At 70.0% G+C, this 15,875-nt stretch carries 17 protein-coding genes and 1 pseudogene; 9 read left to right on the plus strand and 9 right to left on the minus strand.

Features of this window, described 5'->3' with window-relative positions; genetic code table 11:
* Positions 1-14: 14 nt before the first annotated feature.
* Complete coding sequence (locus ABZ707_RS13495) at positions 15-1,679, minus strand: fumarate hydratase (protein WP_360172684.1); 1,665 nt, start codon at positions 1,677-1,679, stop codon at positions 15-17.
* A gap of 209 nt (positions 1,680-1,888) precedes the next feature.
* On the opposite strand from ABZ707_RS13495, the gene ABZ707_RS13500 reads away from it, so the two are divergent.
* Positions 1,889-2,587 carry a DUF1707 domain-containing protein gene (locus ABZ707_RS13500; protein ID WP_360172688.1) on the plus strand — a complete coding sequence of 233 codons (699 nt, stop codon included), beginning with the start codon at positions 1,889-1,891 and terminating at the stop codon, positions 2,585-2,587.
* Positions 2,588-2,785: 198 nt separating this feature from the next.
* Positions 2,786-3,160: a WhiB family transcriptional regulator gene (locus ABZ707_RS13505; RefSeq protein WP_360172691.1), complete on the plus strand. Its 375-nt coding sequence runs from the start codon at positions 2,786-2,788 to the stop codon at positions 3,158-3,160.
* 172 nt (positions 3,161-3,332) lie between these two features.
* On the opposite strand, the gene glpX is transcribed toward ABZ707_RS13505, so the two are convergent.
* Positions 3,333-4,364 carry a class II fructose-bisphosphatase gene (glpX, locus tag ABZ707_RS13510; protein WP_360172694.1) on the minus strand — a complete coding sequence of 344 codons (1,032 nt, stop codon included), beginning with the start codon at positions 4,362-4,364 and terminating at the stop codon, positions 3,333-3,335.
* Between the two features lie 133 nt (positions 4,365-4,497).
* Here glpX and ABZ707_RS13515 point away from each other — a divergent pair, with 133 nt between their 5' ends.
* A complete protein-coding gene (locus ABZ707_RS13515) occupies positions 4,498-5,034 on the plus strand; it encodes a DUF4245 domain-containing protein (protein WP_360172697.1) in 537 nt (178 codons plus the stop codon).
* 106 nt (positions 5,035-5,140) lie between these two features.
* Here the strand turns inward: ABZ707_RS13515 and ABZ707_RS13520 are convergent, their stop codons facing one another.
* From ABZ707_RS13520 to xseA, 3 genes are all read right to left on the minus strand, one after another.
* Complete coding sequence (locus ABZ707_RS13520; RefSeq protein WP_360172700.1) at positions 5,141-5,731, minus strand: malonic semialdehyde reductase; 591 nt, start codon at positions 5,729-5,731, stop codon at positions 5,141-5,143.
* A gap of 138 nt (positions 5,732-5,869) precedes the next feature.
* Entirely contained in the window at positions 5,870-6,184 is a 315-nt protein-coding gene (locus ABZ707_RS13525; RefSeq protein WP_360172703.1) for an exodeoxyribonuclease VII small subunit, read from the minus strand.
* A gap of 63 nt (positions 6,185-6,247) precedes the next feature.
* On the minus strand, positions 6,248-7,456 hold the full coding sequence (gene xseA, locus ABZ707_RS13530) for an exodeoxyribonuclease VII large subunit (protein WP_360172706.1): 1,209 nt from the start codon (positions 7,454-7,456) through the stop codon (positions 6,248-6,250).
* A gap of 130 nt (positions 7,457-7,586) precedes the next feature.
* Here xseA and ABZ707_RS13535 point away from each other — a divergent pair, with 130 nt between their 5' ends.
* Together ABZ707_RS13535 and ppgK are read left to right on the plus strand one after the other, a co-directional pair.
* On the plus strand, positions 7,587-8,615 hold the full coding sequence (locus ABZ707_RS13535; RefSeq protein ID WP_360172709.1) for a 4-hydroxy-3-methylbut-2-enyl diphosphate reductase: 1,029 nt from the start codon (positions 7,587-7,589) through the stop codon (positions 8,613-8,615).
* A gap of 163 nt (positions 8,616-8,778) precedes the next feature.
* Positions 8,779-9,516, plus strand: coding sequence for a polyphosphate--glucose phosphotransferase (gene ppgK / locus ABZ707_RS13540; protein ID WP_360172712.1), 738 nt, complete (start codon positions 8,779-8,781; stop codon positions 9,514-9,516).
* A 177-nt stretch (positions 9,517-9,693) separates the two neighbouring features.
* On the opposite strand, the gene ABZ707_RS13545 is transcribed toward ppgK, so the two are convergent.
* Entirely contained in the window at positions 9,694-10,314 is a 621-nt protein-coding gene (locus ABZ707_RS13545; protein ID WP_360172715.1) for a DUF6542 domain-containing protein, read from the minus strand.
* 230 nt (positions 10,315-10,544) lie between these two features.
* Here ABZ707_RS13545 and ychF point away from each other — a divergent pair, with 230 nt between their 5' ends.
* From ychF to ABZ707_RS13560, 3 genes are all read left to right on the plus strand, one after another.
* Positions 10,545-11,633, plus strand: coding sequence for a redox-regulated ATPase YchF (gene ychF, locus ABZ707_RS13550; RefSeq protein ID WP_360172718.1), 1,089 nt, complete (start codon positions 10,545-10,547; stop codon positions 11,631-11,633).
* Positions 11,634-11,846: 213 nt separating this feature from the next.
* On the plus strand, positions 11,847-12,131 hold the full coding sequence (locus tag ABZ707_RS13555) for a hypothetical protein (RefSeq protein WP_360172721.1): 285 nt from the start codon (positions 11,847-11,849) through the stop codon (positions 12,129-12,131).
* Positions 12,113-12,526, plus strand: a complete 414-nt coding sequence (locus tag ABZ707_RS13560) for a DNA-binding protein (protein WP_360172724.1) — start codon at positions 12,113-12,115, stop codon at positions 12,524-12,526. Before ABZ707_RS13555 ends, ABZ707_RS13560 begins: the two co-directional genes overlap by 19 nt.
* Positions 12,527-12,606: 80 nt before the next feature.
* Here ABZ707_RS13560 and ABZ707_RS13565 read toward each other — a convergent pair.
* The 3 genes and pseudogenes from ABZ707_RS13565 to ABZ707_RS13575 all read right to left on the minus strand — a co-directional run.
* A pseudogene (locus ABZ707_RS13565) lies at positions 12,607-12,735 on the minus strand (LuxR C-terminal-related transcriptional regulator); the annotation flags it as partial.
* Positions 12,736-12,900: 165 nt separating this feature from the next.
* Complete coding sequence (locus ABZ707_RS13570) at positions 12,901-13,329, minus strand: hypothetical protein (RefSeq protein WP_360172727.1); 429 nt, start codon at positions 13,327-13,329, stop codon at positions 12,901-12,903.
* Positions 13,330-13,745: 416 nt separating this feature from the next.
* Complete coding sequence (locus tag ABZ707_RS13575; protein ID WP_360172730.1) at positions 13,746-14,888, minus strand: threonine synthase; 1,143 nt, start codon at positions 14,886-14,888, stop codon at positions 13,746-13,748.
* A 165-nt stretch (positions 14,889-15,053) separates the two neighbouring features.
* On the opposite strand from ABZ707_RS13575, the gene ABZ707_RS13580 reads away from it, so the two are divergent.
* Positions 15,054-15,806 (plus strand): GntR family transcriptional regulator, encoded by a 753-nt coding sequence (locus ABZ707_RS13580; RefSeq protein WP_360172733.1) that lies wholly within the window; start codon positions 15,054-15,056, stop codon positions 15,804-15,806.
* The last annotated feature ends 69 nt before the right edge of the window (positions 15,807-15,875 follow it).

Consider the following 15,875-nt stretch of genomic DNA (forward strand, 5'->3'; position numbering starts at 1 on the left):
CCGCGACGGGGCGGTCAGGCCAGACCGGGGCCGCGCACCGGGATGCTGGTGAATGTCGGCGCCGGCGCCGGCTCGGTGAAGAAGTCGTTGCCCTTGTCGTCCACGACGATGAACGCGGGGAAGTCCTCCACCTCGATCTTCCAGACCGCCTCCATGCCCAGCTCCTCGTACTCGACGACCTCGACCTTCTTGATGCAGTCCTGGGCGAGCCGGGCGGCCGGGCCGCCGATCGAGCCGAGATAGAAACCGCCGTGTGTGCCGCAGGCGTCGGTGACCTGCTTCGAGCGGTTGCCCTTGGCGAGCATCACCTTGGAACCGCCGGCCGCCTGGAACTGCTCCACGTACGAGTCCATCCGGCCCGCCGTCGTCGGTCCGAACGAACCGGAGGCGTAGCCCTCGGGGGTCTTCGCCGGGCCCGCGTAGTAGACCGGGTGGTCCTTCAGGTACTGGGGCATCTCCTCGCCCGCGTCCAGGCGTTCCTTGATCTTGGCGTGGGCGATGTCCCGGGCCACCACCAGCGGTCCTGTCAGCGAGAGCCGGGTCTTGACCGGGTACTTCGTCAGCTCGGCGAGGACCTCGTCCATCGGCCGGCTGAGGTCGACACGCACCACGGTGCCCTCGTCCAGGTGCTCGTCGGTGGTGTCCGGCAGGAAGCGCGCCGGGTCGGTCTCCAACTGCTCCAGGAAGACGCCCTCGGCGGTGATCTTCGCGACGGCCTGGCGGTCGGCGGAGCAGGAGACGGCGATGGCGACCGGCAGCGAGGCTCCGTGGCGCGGCAGCCGCACCACGCGCACGTCGTGGCAGAAGTACTTGCCGCCGAACTGCGCGCCGATACCGATCTTCTGCGTCAGCTCGAAGACCTTCTCCTCCAGCTCCTTGTCACGGAAGCCGTGGCCGGTGGGGGAGCCCTCGGCCGGCAGCTCGTCCAGGTAGTGCGCGGAGGCGTACTTCGCGGTCTTCAGCGCGAACTCGGCGGACGTACCGCCCACGACGATCGCCAGGTGGTACGGCGGGCAGGCCGCCGTACCGAGCGAACGGATCTTCTCCTCCAGGAACGTCATCATGGAGGTCTCGTTGAGGACCGCCTTGGTCTCCTGGTAGAGGAAGGACTTGTTGGCCGAGCCGCCGCCCTTCGCCATGAAGAGGAACTTGTACGCGCCGCCGTCGGTCGCGTACAGCTCGATCTGCGCGGGCAGGTTCGAGCCGGTGTTCTTCTCCTCCCACATGGTGAGCGGCGCCATCTGCGAGTAGCGCAGGTTGAGCTTGGTGTACGCGTCGTAGATGCCGTGGGAGAGGGCTTCCTCGTCGCCGCCCGCCGTCAGCACGTTCTGGCCGCGCTTGCCCATCACGATCGCGGTGCCGGTGTCCTGGCACATGGGGAGCACCCCGGCCGCCGCGATATTGGCGTTCTTCAGCAGGTCGAGCGCCACGAACTTGTCGTTTGAGGACGCCTCCGGGTCGTCGACGATCCGCCTGAGCTGGGCGAGATGGGCAGGACGCAGATAGTGCGAGATGTCGTGCATCGCCTCGGCGGCGAGGGTGCGCAGCGCCTCCGGCTCGACCTTGAGGAACGTACGGCCGTCGGCCTCGAAGGTGGAGACACCTTCGGCGGTCACCAGGCGATAGGGCGTGGTGTCCTCTCCCAGGGGGAGCAGATCGGAGTACGCGAACTCTGGCATTACGGCCATTCCTCACTCGACAGACGGCGGCGCGGCCCCCATTGGCGGCGCGGCACCCAGCGTAGGCCCTGCCCGGCGCGCGGCCCCGGGCGCCCGGAGTCCGGCCGCGCTCCGGCGGTGCCGCTGTGGAGGACGGCCCGGCGGCAGCGGGGCGCGTGGGCGCGAAAGACCCCTAGTCGCGATCTATCGCGTTTCGCTACTCTGGGGCGGTGGACCTCGAAAAGCACCCTCAGAAGCCGCTCGCATCGGCGGAGCCCGCGGGCCTCCGGGCCTCCGACGCCGACCGGGACAGGATCGCGGACATCCTCCGGGAGGCGCTGGCGGAGGGCCGCCTGGACGCCGAGGAGCATGCCGAGCGGATCGACTCCGTTTATCGGGCCAAGACCGTCGGCGAACTGGAACCGCTGGTGAGGGACTTGCCGGCGGCCGGCGCCGGGGCGCGGCCCTTCGGCGCCCCCGGGGTGTCGGCGGCGGCGTCGGCGTCGGCGTCGGGATACGGATACGGCCCCGAGGGCTCCGCGGCCCCGGTCGACAACCTTGTCGCGGTCTTCAGCAGCTCGACCTGCAAGGGGCGTTGGCGCGTGGGTGGCAGGACCAATGCCTTCGCGCTCTTCGGAAATGTTGAGATCGATCTCACGGAGGCTCTCTTCGGGCAGCGGACATCCGTGATCAACGCGACGTCCATTTTCGGAAGTGTCGAGATCCGGGTGCCCGAGAACATCTCGCTGCGCGGCAACGGCACCGGCGTCTTCGGGAACTTCGAAGTCGTCACGCTGGAAGCGCCGGACGGTGAGGCGCCGGTCGTCGTTGTGAATGGTTTCTCGGTGTTCGGCAATGTCGAGGCCAAGCCGAAGCGCGGGAAACTCATCGCGGATCTCCGTGACCGTTTGCGCAAGCACCTCGGTTAAGGTCCGGGCCGCCTTGTCCCCCATGGCTGCGGGATGGCTGTTTTCGGCCAAAACCGGCCGTCGGTGATTGCGTGTCGGTAATTCCGCACTGCGTTCCGAACTCCGGAACTGAGTGCCACGCAGTGCATAGGCGCGCGCACAGCGGGTAGGGAGTGCTGCATCGTCTCTCGCTCGCGAAGCCGTCGTCAGGAGTAGACCGTGCTGCAACTGCCGCATCAGCCCCTGCAGGTCGCCGCCGTGCCCCCGCAGCGGAGTCCCGCTCGGGAGGATCAGGCCGGCCCCTGGCATTCGGAGGCGGTGTGCCGCCGTGACGAGGCCGGATTGTTCTTCGCCCCGTCGAAAGAGCCGACGGCCGCGAGGCTGGCCCGCGAGGAGGCCGCGAAGCGGGTCTGCGCCCGCTGTCCGGTGATGGTGGACTGCCGGGAACACGCGCTGCTCCAGCCCGAGCCGTACGGCGTCTGGGGCGGGCTGACCGCGGCCGAGCGCCGCGTCGTCCTGGCCCGCCGCCGCAGGCGCGAGGTGGAGCTGAGGAAGGCCGCCGCGGCGGGCGACCGGGTCGCCGCCGCGGGCTGACCCGCCTCGGGCATCGGGGCTTTCGGGCATCCGGGCAGCCTCGGGCGTCCGGACATACGGAAGGGGCGTCCCCGCCGCACCGCGGGGACGCCCCTTCCGTAAGGGCCCTCCGCCCCACCGGGGTGGCGGCGGCGCCGTGGCCGTGCCGGGCTGCCGCTGAGTGGCGCAGCCCTTACTTCGCGCGGTCGAAGTCGATCGTGCTGTACGCCCGGAGCTTGGACAGCCGGTGGGTCGAGTCGATCTGCCGGATGGTGCCCGACTTGGACCGCATCACCAGGGACGACGTCGTCGCGGTCTCCGAGCGGTAGCGCACCCCGCGCAGCAGCTCGCCGTCCGTGATGCCGGTGGCGACGAAGAACACGTTGTCGCCGCTGACCAGGTCATCCGTGGACAGGACGCGGTCCAGGTCGTGCCCGGCGTCGATCGCGCGGCGCCGCTCCGCGTCGTCCTTGGGCCAGAGCTTGCCCTGGATGACACCGCCGAGGCACTTGATCGCGCACGCCGAGATGATGCCCTCGGGCGTGCCGCCGATGCCCATCAGCAGATCGACGCCGGTGCCCTCGCGCGCCGCCATGATCGAACCGGCCACGTCGCCGTCGGAGATGAACCTGATCCGGGCGCCGGTCTCCCGGATCTCCTTGACCACGCCGTCGTGGCGGGGCCGGTCCAGGATGACCACCGTGACGTCGTCCGGAAGCATCTGCTTGGCCTTGGCGACCCGGCGGATATTGACCGAGACGGGCGCGTTGATGTCGACGAAGTCGGCGGCCTCGGCTCCGGTGACCAGCTTGTCCATGTAGAAGACCGCGGACGGGTCGAACATGGTGCCCCGGTCGGCGGCGGCCAGCACGGCGATGGCGTTGGGCATGCCCTTGGCGTTGAGCGTGGTGCCGTCGATGGGGTCCACGGCGATGTCGACCTCGGCGCCGGTGCCGTCACCGATCCGTTCGCCGTTGAACAGCATCGGGGCTTCGTCCTTCTCGCCCTCGCCGATGACGACCACGCCGTTCATCGACACGGTGGAGACAAGCGTCCGCATGGCGTTCACCGCGGCGCCGTCCGCGCCGTTCTTGTCGCCGCGCCCGACCCAGCGGCCGGCCGCCATGGCGGCGGCCTCGGTGACCCGGACCAGCTCCAGGGCGAGGTTGCGGTCGGGTGCCTCGGGAGGCACCTCCAGTGGGGGCGGCAGTTGATGTTCGGTCATCGGAGCGCACCTTTCTGGACGACTCTGGACGACGACGGCCGGATAAGAGGGTGATACGACTGTATCCGCACCTCGACAGTTTGAGCAGAGGGGCCCACGTATGAGCGCGGGGCCTTGATGCGACGATGGTGGGGTGGCAGCTCAGCGAGGCAGACAGACGGTGCGGGACCTGGTCCTGTCGATGGCGGTCATCGGGGTCGTCGTCGCCGGGATCTATGTGTTCATTCCGCATGACGAGAAGGCCGATCCGGTCCAGGCGGTCGACTACCGGGTCGAACTGGTGACGGCGCGGCGGGCCGCGCCGTACGCGGTGCTGGCCCCGGCGGGTCTGTCGCAGAAGTGGAAGCCGACGTCGGTCTCCTACGAGCGGCAGAGCGACAACGCGTGGCACCTGGGCTATCTGGACCCGGACGGCGAATACGTCGCGGTCGAGCAGTCGACGGCGGCGGCGGAGAAATATGTGCCGGAGGTCAGCCAGCGGGCCGAGGACACCGGCAGGACCCAGCGGGTGGCGGGCGAGACCTGGCAGCGCTGGGAGGGGCCGAAGTACGACGCCCTGGTCCGCACCGACGGAGGCGCGACCACGGTCGTGACCGGGACCGCTTCCTACGGTCGGCTGGCCGAGATGGCGGCCGCGCTGGGCTCGGACCCCGCCGGGAACACGCGCTGAGCACCCGCGTCGGGAGACGCCGGGGGGCTCGGGCCTGAGAACCGCTGACGAGAGGGCCGCCGCCCCGGCAGGGGACGGCGGCCTTCTCGCGCTCGGGCCCGGATGCTCAGACGGTGGTGATGACCTCGTCGTAGGAGAGGCGGGGGGAGCGGGGGAACCAGGCGTCCTCGCCGGGCTTGCCGATGTTGACGACCATCAGCGGGGTGTGGTCGGCGTCCAGGAACTCCTTCTGGATGCCGGCGGCGTCGAAGCCGGTCATCGGGCCCGCGGCGAGACCGGCGGCGCGTACGCCCACGATGAAGTAGGCGGCCTGGAGGGCGCCGTTCAGCGCGGCGCTTCCCTCGCGCACCGCGCGGTCACCGAAGAAGAGGTCCTTGGCCTGCGGGAAGTGCGGGAAGAGCTGCGGCAGCTCCTCGTGGAAGTCGTTGTCCGCGGCCAGGATCGCGACCAGGGGCGCGGCGGCGGTCTTGGGCTGGTTGCCCTCGGCCATGTGCTGGACCAGGCGCTCACGGGCCTCCGCGGAGCGGACCAGGACGATCCGCAGCGGCGACATGTTCATGGAGGTGGGGCCGTACTTGACCAGGTCGTAGATCGCCTGGACCTGCTCCTCGGTCACCGGTTCGTCGGTGAACGTGTTGGCGGTACGGGCTTCGCGGAAGAGGAGGTCCTGAGCGGCGGGGTCAAGAACGAGGGACATCTGGCGGTACCTTCCGGACAATGCGACAGTTGGAACGATCACCTCGTACGGTAACGCCAAGATAAATTAAGATTCAACAAAAACCGTGGTCCGGGTGATCCGATTCACAGGGTTCCCGCGCGGCCCGCCGGGTAGAGATCACTGTCCTTCGTTTCCGGCAGCCGGTGCCTCCCCGCCGGGTCCCGGCGTACCGCGCGTGTCACCGGCGGCACCGCCGCCCGCCGCGCTCTGCTCCGACAGCGACGCGTCCAGCCGCGCCCGGGCGCCCTCCAGCCAGCGGCGGCAGACCTTCGCCAGCTCCTCGCCCCGCTCCCACAGCGCCAGGGAGTCCTCCAGCGAGGCGCCGCCCGCCTCCAGCCGGCGTACCACCTCGATCAGCTCGTCCCGCGCCTGCTCGTAGCCGAGGGTGTCCGGGGCCGTGGCCGCCGATGTCCCGTTGTCCGTCCTGGCCATGTGATCCACCTTAGGTACGCGCCTGTGCGCGCGATCCGTCAACGACTGCGCGGCGGTGCGGGGTCACTCCGCGACCCGCACCGTGAACTCGCCCCGCGCGACCCGGGCCCGCAGCTCCTCGGCCGCCGTGATGTCCCCGGGCGACCGTACGACCGTGCCGTCCGCGCGCTGGAGCACCGCGTAACCGCGCTCCAGCGTCGCCGCGGGAGACAGCGACACGACCCGCGCCCAGGTGTGCGACAGCTCCGAGTCCGCGCGGTCCAGCAGATGCCGAAGCACCCGCCGGCCCCGGTCGGCCAGCGCGTCCACCTCGGCCTCCCGCTCCTCCACCATCCGGTGCGGCCGCTCCATCACCGGCCGGGCCAGCGCGTGGGCGAGGCCGCGCTCCTCCCGGTCGAGCAGCCCCCGTACCGTCCGCAGCGCCCGGTCCCGGAGCGCCTGAACGCGGTCCAGCTCCTCGCCGACGTCCGGCACGGTCTTCTTCGCCGCGTCCGTCGGTGTCGAGGCCCGCACATCCGCCACAAGATCCAGCAGCGGGGAGTCCGGCTCGTGCCCGATCGCGGAGACGACCGGGGTGCGGCAGGCGGCCACCGCCCTGACAAGCTGCTCGTCGGAGAACGGCAGGAGATCCTCCACACTGCCGCCGCCGCGCGCCACGATGATCACGTCCACCTCCGGCAGCCCGTCCAGCTCCTTCACCGCCTGGACGACCTGGGCCACCGCGTTGACCCCCTGCACCGCCGTGTTGCGCACCTCGAAGCGCACCGCGGGCCACCGCCGCCGCGCGTTCTCCAGCACATCGCGCTCGGCCGCCGACGCCCGCCCGCACACCAGCCCGATGAGCTGCGGCAGAAAGGGCAGCGGCTTCTTGCGGTCGGCGGCGAACAGACCCTCCGCGCCCAGCGACTTCCGCAACCGCTCCAGCCGCACGAGCAGTTCACCGACCCCGACCGGCCGTATCTCCGTGGCCCGCAGCGAAAGCTGACCACGCGGCGCGTACCACTCCGGTTTGGCCCGCACCACCACCCGGGCGCCCTCGGAGACCACATCCGCGATCGCGTCGAAGACCTGCCGGAAGCAGGTGACGCCCACCGAGATGTCGTACGAGGGATCCCTGAGCGTCAGAAAGACGACCCCCGCGCCCGGCCGCCGCGAGAGCTGGGTGATCTGACCCTCCACCCAGACGGCACCGAGCCGGTCGATCCATCCGCCGATGAGCCGTGACACCTCGCCGACGGGCAGCGGGGTGTCCGCCGAAGTGTTGAGAGCCATACCGGGAGCGTATCCGCCGCCTGTGACATCACTCGGAGAATGTCCCGCCGACGGGCCGTGGCCCACCGGCCGTCCGGGGCCGGTGCCGGACGGACCTCCCCCTGCTCCGGGCGGCCTTACGATGGGGCGCATGACTGCTACGTCCAGCCCGTCGCCCGCCGCAGCCCCCAGTGGAGACGCCGTGCGCCGCGCCGGCAAACGCGTCCTGCTCGCCGCTCCCCGTGGTTACTGCGCGGGTGTGGACCGTGCCGTGATCGCCGTCGAGAAAGCCCTGGAGCAGTACGGCGCACCGATCTATGTCCGCCACGAGATCGTCCACAACAAGTACGTCGTGCAGACCCTGGAGCGGAAGGGCGCGATCTTCGTCGAGGAGACGGCGGAGGTCCCCGAGGGATCGATCGTGATGTTCTCCGCGCACGGGGTCGCACCCGTCGTCCACGACGAGGCGGCCGGCCGCAGGCTCGCCACCATCGACGCCACCTGCCCGCTGGTGACCAAGGTCCACAAGGAAGCCGTGCGCTTCGCCAACGAGGACTACGACATCCTGCTGATCGGCCACGAGGGCCACGAAGAGGTCATCGGCACCTCGGGCGAGGCGCCCGACCACATCACGGTGGTCGACGGCCCCGACGATGTCGCGAACGTCGAGGTCCGCGACGACTCCAAGGTCGTCTGGCTCTCGCAGACCACGCTCTCCGTCGACGAGACGATGGAGACGGTCGACCGGCTCAAGGAGAAGTTCCCGCAGCTCATCTCGCCGCCGAGCGACGACATCTGCTACGCCACGCAGAACCGTCAGATCGCGGTCAAGCAGATGGGCTCCGACGCCGATCTGGTGATCGTTGTCGGCTCCAAGAACTCCTCCAACTCGGTGCGGCTGGTCGAGGTCGCCCTCGGCGCGGGCGCGGGCGACGCCCATCTCGTCGACGGCGCCGACGAGATCGACGAGGCATGGCTCGACGGCGTGTCCACGGTCGGTGTGACCTCCGGCGCGTCCGTCCCGGAGATCCTGGTCGAGGGCGTGCTGGAGTGGCTCTCGGGGCGTGGCTTCGAGGACGTCGAGATCGTCAAGGCCGCCGAGGAGTCGATCACGTTCTCGCTGCCCAAGGAACTGCGCCGCGACCTGCGGGCGGAGGCGGCAGCCCTCGCCGGGAAGTGACGGCGGGCGGTCCGCTCATGTCCGGCCCACCGCTCCGGCGCGGGACACGCGCGCCGGAGCGTGAGCGGGGGAGCGGGCGCCGGCGCCGCCAATGCGGGCGTCCGGGCCCGTAATTGGGCCGTCCCGGAAGTCGCCGCCGTGGTCTGCCCGTAACGTTGTGTCCATGAACGTCTTCGGAGTGGACATCGGCGGCTCGGGAATCAAGGGTGCGCCCGTGGACCTGGAGCGCGGCGATCTGGTTGAACCGCGACATAAAGTACTGACCCCACACCCCGCGACGCCGGAGAGCGTCGCCGACGGTGTGGTCGAGGTGGTACGGCACTTCGGCTGGTCGGGCCCGGTCGGCATCACGTTTCCCGGCGTGGTCACGGGTTCGGTCATCCGTACCGCCGCCAATGTCGACAAGGCATGGATCGGTGTGGACGCCGGGCAGGTGCTCGGCGACCGGCTGAACCTCCGTGCCACCGTCCTCAACGACGCCGACGCGGCGGGCGTGGCCGAGATGGCCTTCGGCGCGGGACGCGGACGTAAGGGCACCGTGTTTCTGCTGACCTTCGGCACGGGGATCGGCAGCGCGCTGTTCACCGACGGCAAGCTGGTGCCCAACACCGAGCTGGGCCATCTGGAGCTGCACGGCCACGACGCGGAGAAGCACGCCTCGACGAAGGTCAAGGAGGACGAGGATCTGAGCTGGCACCACTGGGCGCACCGGGTCCAGAAGTATCTGGCCCATGTGGAGATGCTGTTCTCGCCCGAGCTGTTCATCATCGGCGGCGGGGTGAGCCGCAAGGCCGACAAGTTCCTGCCGCTGATCGAGGGGATCAAGGCCGAGGTCGTCCCGGCCGAGCTGCAGAACAACGCGGGGATCGTGGGCGCCGCGATGGCGGCGGCCGGGAGGTGACACCGGCGCGGTGACGGCCGGTGCGACGGCTTTACGACGGCCTTACGACGGCTTTACGACGCCCGTATGAACGCGACCCGTACGCCCGTACGAACGCGGCCTTGTATGCCCGTACGGACGAGCACGGGCGCGCCGTCACCGCGCGTGAGGGCGGACGGACCGTCCCTCCCGGGCGGTCTATCCGCGCCGCACGGCCCTGGGGGTGCCGCTCCTGGGCGCCGGGGGCCGCGCGGCGGCCACTCCGGTCCTGGTGGTGAAGGTGGCGGCGGTGTTCTGGCTCCGCAGCCGCCGGCTCATCTGCCGCACCTTCCGTACGGAGGCGATGAGCCCGGCGACGAGCGTCCCGCCGTAGAGCCAGCCCGCGTGCACCGCGAGCGCCGTGACGAGCGCCATCGTGTGCCCGCCGAAGCCGCTGCCGCCGGTGATCGGAATCGTGCCGACCGCGAAGGCGATCGGCACGCTGATCGGGGCCGTCACCAGGTCGGCGGTCCGTACCCAGAGCGCGGTCAGCGCGCTGACCGGCAGGAACAGCAGCCCGTACGCCAGGGGCGCGCCGTCGAGGAGCAGCTCGTCGAGGAAGGCGACGACCAGCATCGCCGAGACGGCGAACAGGCCCGCGCCGAGGCCGGTGAACCGGGGATTGGGCAGTCTGCGCAGCCGGACCACCACCGGCGGCACCCGCCGGGGCGTCGGCTGCACCCGGTAGACACCGACGCTCTCAGCGACGGCGCCCTGCCGTGCGAGAGGGGGCCGCGGCTGCTGCCGGGGCTGGGGCTGACGTGTCCTGTGCTGCTCCACCCGAACAACGTAGGTGGCGAAGGGGGAGGATTCAGGGGTTGGACACGCCCTTTGGGTGACCTTGGCGTTGAGTTCGACGCCGAAGGGCAGACCGCGCGCCGTCCAGGACACCCCGCAGGGCGGGCCGAGGGCCGCCCGGGACCCGTCGCTGACCGCCGCGGGCCGCCCGTAAACTGGGGGATCGGGCCACACCGGCCATCTGCCAGTCCTCACTCCAGGAAGTCGCCAACGTGTCGCTCACGATCGGAATCGTCGGCCTGCCGAATGTCGGCAAATCGACCCTGTTCAACGCCCTGACCAAGAACGACGTGCTGGCGGCCAACTACCCGTTCGCCACCATCGAGCCCAATGTCGGCGTGGTCGGCGTGCCTGACCCGCGTCTGAACAAGCTCGCGGAGGTCTTCGGCTCCCAGCGGATCCTGCCGGCCACGGTCGACTTCGTGGACATCGCCGGCATTGTGCGCGGCGCCTCCGAGGGGGAGGGCCTGGGCAACAAGTTCCTGGCGAACATCCGTGAGTCCGACGCGATCTGCCAGGTCATCCGGGCCTTCAAGGACGAGAACGTCGTCCATGTCGACGGCAAGGTCTCGCCGAAGGACGACATCGAGACGATCAACACCGAGCTGATCCTCGCCGACCTCCAGACGATCGAGAAGGTCCTTCCGCGCCTCCAGCGGGAGTCGCGCATCAAGAAGGACGTGCTGCCGAAGGTCAAGGCCATCGAAGAGGCCCAGGCCATCCTGGAGACCGGCGAGACCCTCTTCTCCGCGGGCATCGTCCAGGGCACGGAGAAGGCGGAGCCGCTGCACGACCTGCACCTGCTCACGACGAAGCCCTTCCTCTACGTCTTCAACGTCGACGAGGAGGAGCTGACGGACGACGCCTTCAAGAACGAGCAGCGGGCCCTGGTCGCACCCGCCGAGGCGATCTTCCTCAACGCGAAGCTGGAATCGGACCTCGCCGAGCTGGACGACGAGGAGGCCCTGGAGCTGCTCCAGTCGGTGGGCCAGCAGGAACCGGGCCTGGCCACCCTCGCCCATGTCGGCTTCCGCACCCTGGGCCTCCAGACCTACCTCACGGCCGGCCCCAAGGAGTCCCGCGCCTGGACGATCAAGAAGGGCGCCACCGCTCCCGAGGCGGCCGGTGTGATCCACACCGACTTCCAGAAGGGCTTCATCAAGGCCGAGGTCATCTCCTTCGCCGACCTGGTCGAGACGGGCTCGGTGGCCGAAGCCCGCTCGGCGGGCAAGGCCCGTATGGAGGGCAAGGAGTATGTGATGCAGGACGGGGATGTGGTGGAGTTCCGCTTCAACGTCTAGCGGCTGGCTTATCACCGTCGCTGATCTGGCAAACATGCAGGTCAAATGGGGTCTGACTCTTCTGAGTCGGGCCCCTGGTTTTTTCCCGTGCTGGGATGGTGCTGGGATGAGCTGCGGATGCCGGTGCTGGGATGGGTGCGAGCAGGGGCGCTGACCGAGTGTGAAGGTGGCGTGGACGTGGCACTTTTCCTACTCGTTTGACACACTCGGGGTATGGGTGAGACGACGTACAGCATCGGGGAAGGGCCGGCGACGCGGGTGAGCTTGTCGCTGCCCGAAGGGACTGCGGAGGCGATCCGGTCGCGGGTGGGCAAGCGGGAGTTCTCCGCGTTCATCGCTGAGGCGGTCGAGCGTGAGCTGCGCGGGCAGGTCCTCGACGAGTATTTGGCGGACTACGAGAGCCGCAAGGGGCCGGTTTCCGAGCAGGCTCGTCAGCGGGCACGGCAGGTCTTCGACGAGGTGTTCGCCGAGGAGGGCGAGTGGCCCGCCGCAAGCTGAGTCACGAGGGGACGCTGGTCCTCGACAGCGAAGGGCTCTCGAAGATGCTCGCCGAGGACGAGCAGGTGGTGGCCCTGGTCGCCGAGGCGCGCTCGCGCGGTATGGAGGTCGCGATCAGTGCGCTCACCATCATCGAGGTCGTTCACGCTCGTACGAATAACTCCCGCTTGAGCTGGGTGCTCTCCGGACTGCGCGTGGTACCGGTGGGCGACGAGGAGGCGAGGGCGGCTTCGAAGTTGCTGATGGATGCTGGTTTGCACGGGCACAAGTACGCGATCGATGCGGCGGTTGCCGAGGCCGCGCTGCGACAGCACCGCCCGGTGGTCATGTTGACCTCCGACATCGACGACATGGTCAAGCTCTGCGGCGATCGGGTCCGGCTCGTGGCGGTCTGACTTCCGAGGTCGGGAGTGGTCCAGGGGGCTCTTGGGCCGGTCTTGCCCCAGACGTCTGGCGCACCGTCATTCAGGCCGTGCCGTACCAGGCCGTTCTGGCAGGCGATGCCGAGGAGTTGGGCGCGGTCGCGGGCGCCGAGTTTGGTTACCGCGCTCTGGCTGTGGGTGCGCACGGTGAGGACGCTGAGGACGAGTTCTTCGGCGATCTCGCCAATGGGCGGCTTCCGGTGAGAGGAGGGCCTGGCTTGCGGCCGTTGGTGCGGATACCCGCGAGCAGTGCGTGGGTGATCCGACGCTGCATAGGCGATGGGGCGCGTGTGCCGTCGATCTTGTCGTGATCGGTTCATGTGCCAGAGTGGAGCGTTCGCGACCGTTCAGGCGAAGTTCCACTCTTCGCTGGGCAGCGAGTGCCACAGGTCGAGCCAGTCATGGGCTAGGAAGAGCGGTCGGGACAGGACGACGTCGCCGGCCCGCTGGGACCGGATCGCCAGGCCGAGATCGGCGAAGACCGGATCGGCGGCGGGGCTGTACGTCAGGCTGCCGGACCGCAGTGTCGTGCGGTGGACGAGCCACTCCTCCACAGGGGAAGGCGCGCAGCCGGTCAGCGGGACTGCGGCCAGTCTCACCTGGGGGCCGGTGAGGGCGTTCACAGCGACACACCCCAGGCGGCCGTCACGGAAGAGGGCTCTGATCCCGATCTCGGCGAAGTCCGCGTAGTTGAGTTGTTGGTCTTCGCCGTGATGGGAGTAGGACGAGACGGCCGGTCGTTCGCCGAGGGCATTGGTGATCTCCTCCGAGGTCATCCCGAAGTGCAGGGGGCCGACTCCTACGTACGGCGTGAACGTCCACTCGGTTCGCTCCTCCTCCCCGACGATTCGCCACGGGCCCCGGTACCCCGCCTCGCTCCCCGCGGCGGCCACTGGCGGCTCGGGTGCCGGCTCGTGCGGGGCCGCTTGTGCGGACGCGGTCCGGTCCTCACGCCGACGGCCGACTTGTTCCGGAGCCGCAGTGTCCTCCCAGCGCCAGCGGCCCTGAATGCGCGGCGCGACAGTGAGCGGGTTCCGGCGTCCGCACGCACGGGATTTCCTGAACTCGCGCGCTTTGATTCCGACCGGCCACGTGTTCCCGGCGCGGATCAGGTGCCATGGACGGCGGAGCGATGCCCGAGGCGCGCCACCCTGCTGCCGCCGTCGGCCGCCGTCTCCCTCAGGCGTGACACCTACTGGACGGGCTGAGGCCGGACGGGCTGGGACGCCGCAGGGCCCGCGGCCGGGGCCAGTCCCGTTGTGGCACCGGCACCGCAGAGGGGTACGACCGCGCTGCGGTCCGTCCAGCCGCCGACCGCCGCCCAGCAGGCGACACCGGTCGGCTCGACAAAGAGGCCACGGGCGGCCAGATCGAGCTGGGCGGCGCGTAGCTGATCCTCCGTCACGGTGAGGAAGGTGCCGCCTGACTCCCTGACGGCACGCAGAATCTGGCGGGCGCGCGGCGGGTTCCGGATGGCGATGCCCTCGGCGAGAGTGGGCGCCGGGGCGGGAGCGGCCCCGGTGAGCAGTTCGTCGGCGCCCGCGTGGAAGGCGGCCGCCAGCGGTGAGACCGCCTCGGTCTGGACGGCGATCAGAGCGGGGCTTTCGCCGATGAGCCCGTGCGCACGCAGCTCGCCGATCGCCAGCGCCGCGCCCAGCAGCAGGGTGCCATTGCCGACCGGGACGACGACGGCCTCGGGCAGGCGGCCTCCGAGGTCTTCCCACAGCTCGTAGACATAGGTCTTCGTGCCGTGCAGGAAATACGGGTTGTGGACGTGGCTGGCGTAGAACGTGCCCGGTTCGCCGGCTGCCGCGCGGGCGGCCAGGGCCGTGGCCTCACGGCTGCCCTTGACGCGTTCGAGGCGTGCGCCGTGCGCCTGGATCTGCTCGGTCTTCTTGACCGGGGTGGCCTCGGGGACGTAGACCGTGCAGGGCAGCCCGGCCCGCGCGCAGTAGGCCGCGACGGCGGTGCCGGCGTTGCCGCTGCTGTCGGCGATCACCCGGTCGGGCCCGAGCCGCCGCGCCAGTTCCGCCAGGAGCACCGCGCCGCGGTCCTTGAAGGAGAGCGTCGGCATCAGGAAGTCGAGCTTGGCGGAGACGGACGGTGTCAGCGGGACGAGCGGCGTACGGCCCTCGCCGAGGCTGGTGAGCGGCGCGGAGAGCGGCAGCGCCTCCTCGTAGCGCCACAGCGAGTTGACCCGCCGGGGAAGGGATTCGAGCGGTACGGGCGAGGCGTCGAAGTCGAGATCCCAGGGCCCGCCGCAGACGGGGCAGCACCAGGCGAGCGACTCGACGGGGGAGCGGGTGCCGTCGGCCGGGCAGCGGTACGTCGTCATGGCGGCCAGCATGGCAGTTCCGGACGGCGCAGGCGTACCCACCCGAACGGCAGAGCCTGGGACATACCCCGATCATCACTTCGAGTGAGACTCTGGCCCATGCTTGCGGTCAACAACCGACGGTTGTCAGTCTGTTGCTGTCTGTCAACCTGATGGGAGTGGCCAGTGGCTTTCGGTGAGCAGCCCGCTTATCTGCGCGTTGCGAGCGATCTACGGGAGAAGATCGTCAATGGCGCTCTGCCGCCGCACACCCGACTGCCCTCGCAGGCCCGGATTCGCGAGGAGTACGGCGTCTCCGACACGGTCGCGCTGGAGGCGCGCAAGGTCCTGATGGCCGAGGGGCTGGTGGAGGGCCGCTCCGGATCCGGTACGTATGTGCGGGAGCGTCCTGTCCCGCGCCGGATCGCGCGCTCCGGCTACCGGCCGCCGTCCGGCTCCAGCCCGTTCCGCCAGGAGCAGACGGAGGAGAGCGCGCGGGGCACCTGGGAGTCCCGCAGTGAGCAGGCCGGGGCCGAGCCCGAGATCGCCGCCCGGCTGGGCATCGAGCCGGGCGACCGGGTGATGCGCACGCGCTATGTGTTCCGGGACGGGGGCGAGCCCATGATGCTCTCCACCTCCTGGGAGCCGCTCGCGGTGACCGGGCGCACCCCGGTGATGCTGCCCGAGGAAGGGCCGCTCGGAGGCTGTGGAGTGGTCGAGCGGATGGCGGCCATCGACATCGTGGTGGACAACGTCGTGGAGGAGGTCGGCGCGCGTCCGGGTCTCGCGGAGGAGCTCCTGGCGCTCGGCGGCGTACCGGGCCATGTGGTGATGGTCCTGGAGCGGACGTATTACGCGTCGGGGCGGGCCGTCGAGACGGCGGATGTGGTCGTCCCCGCCGACCGGTACCGCGTCTCGTACCACCTTTCCGTCAAGTGACCGCTGGCCGGACGCTCTCGTCCGGCGGCCGTGACGGCGAGTTAACGCCCGGCCCGTCGCCGTAACGGC

It is taken from the genome of Streptomyces sp. NPDC006923 (assembly GCF_040635655.1).
Lineage (GTDB): Bacteria > Actinomycetota > Actinomycetes > Streptomycetales > Streptomycetaceae > Streptomyces.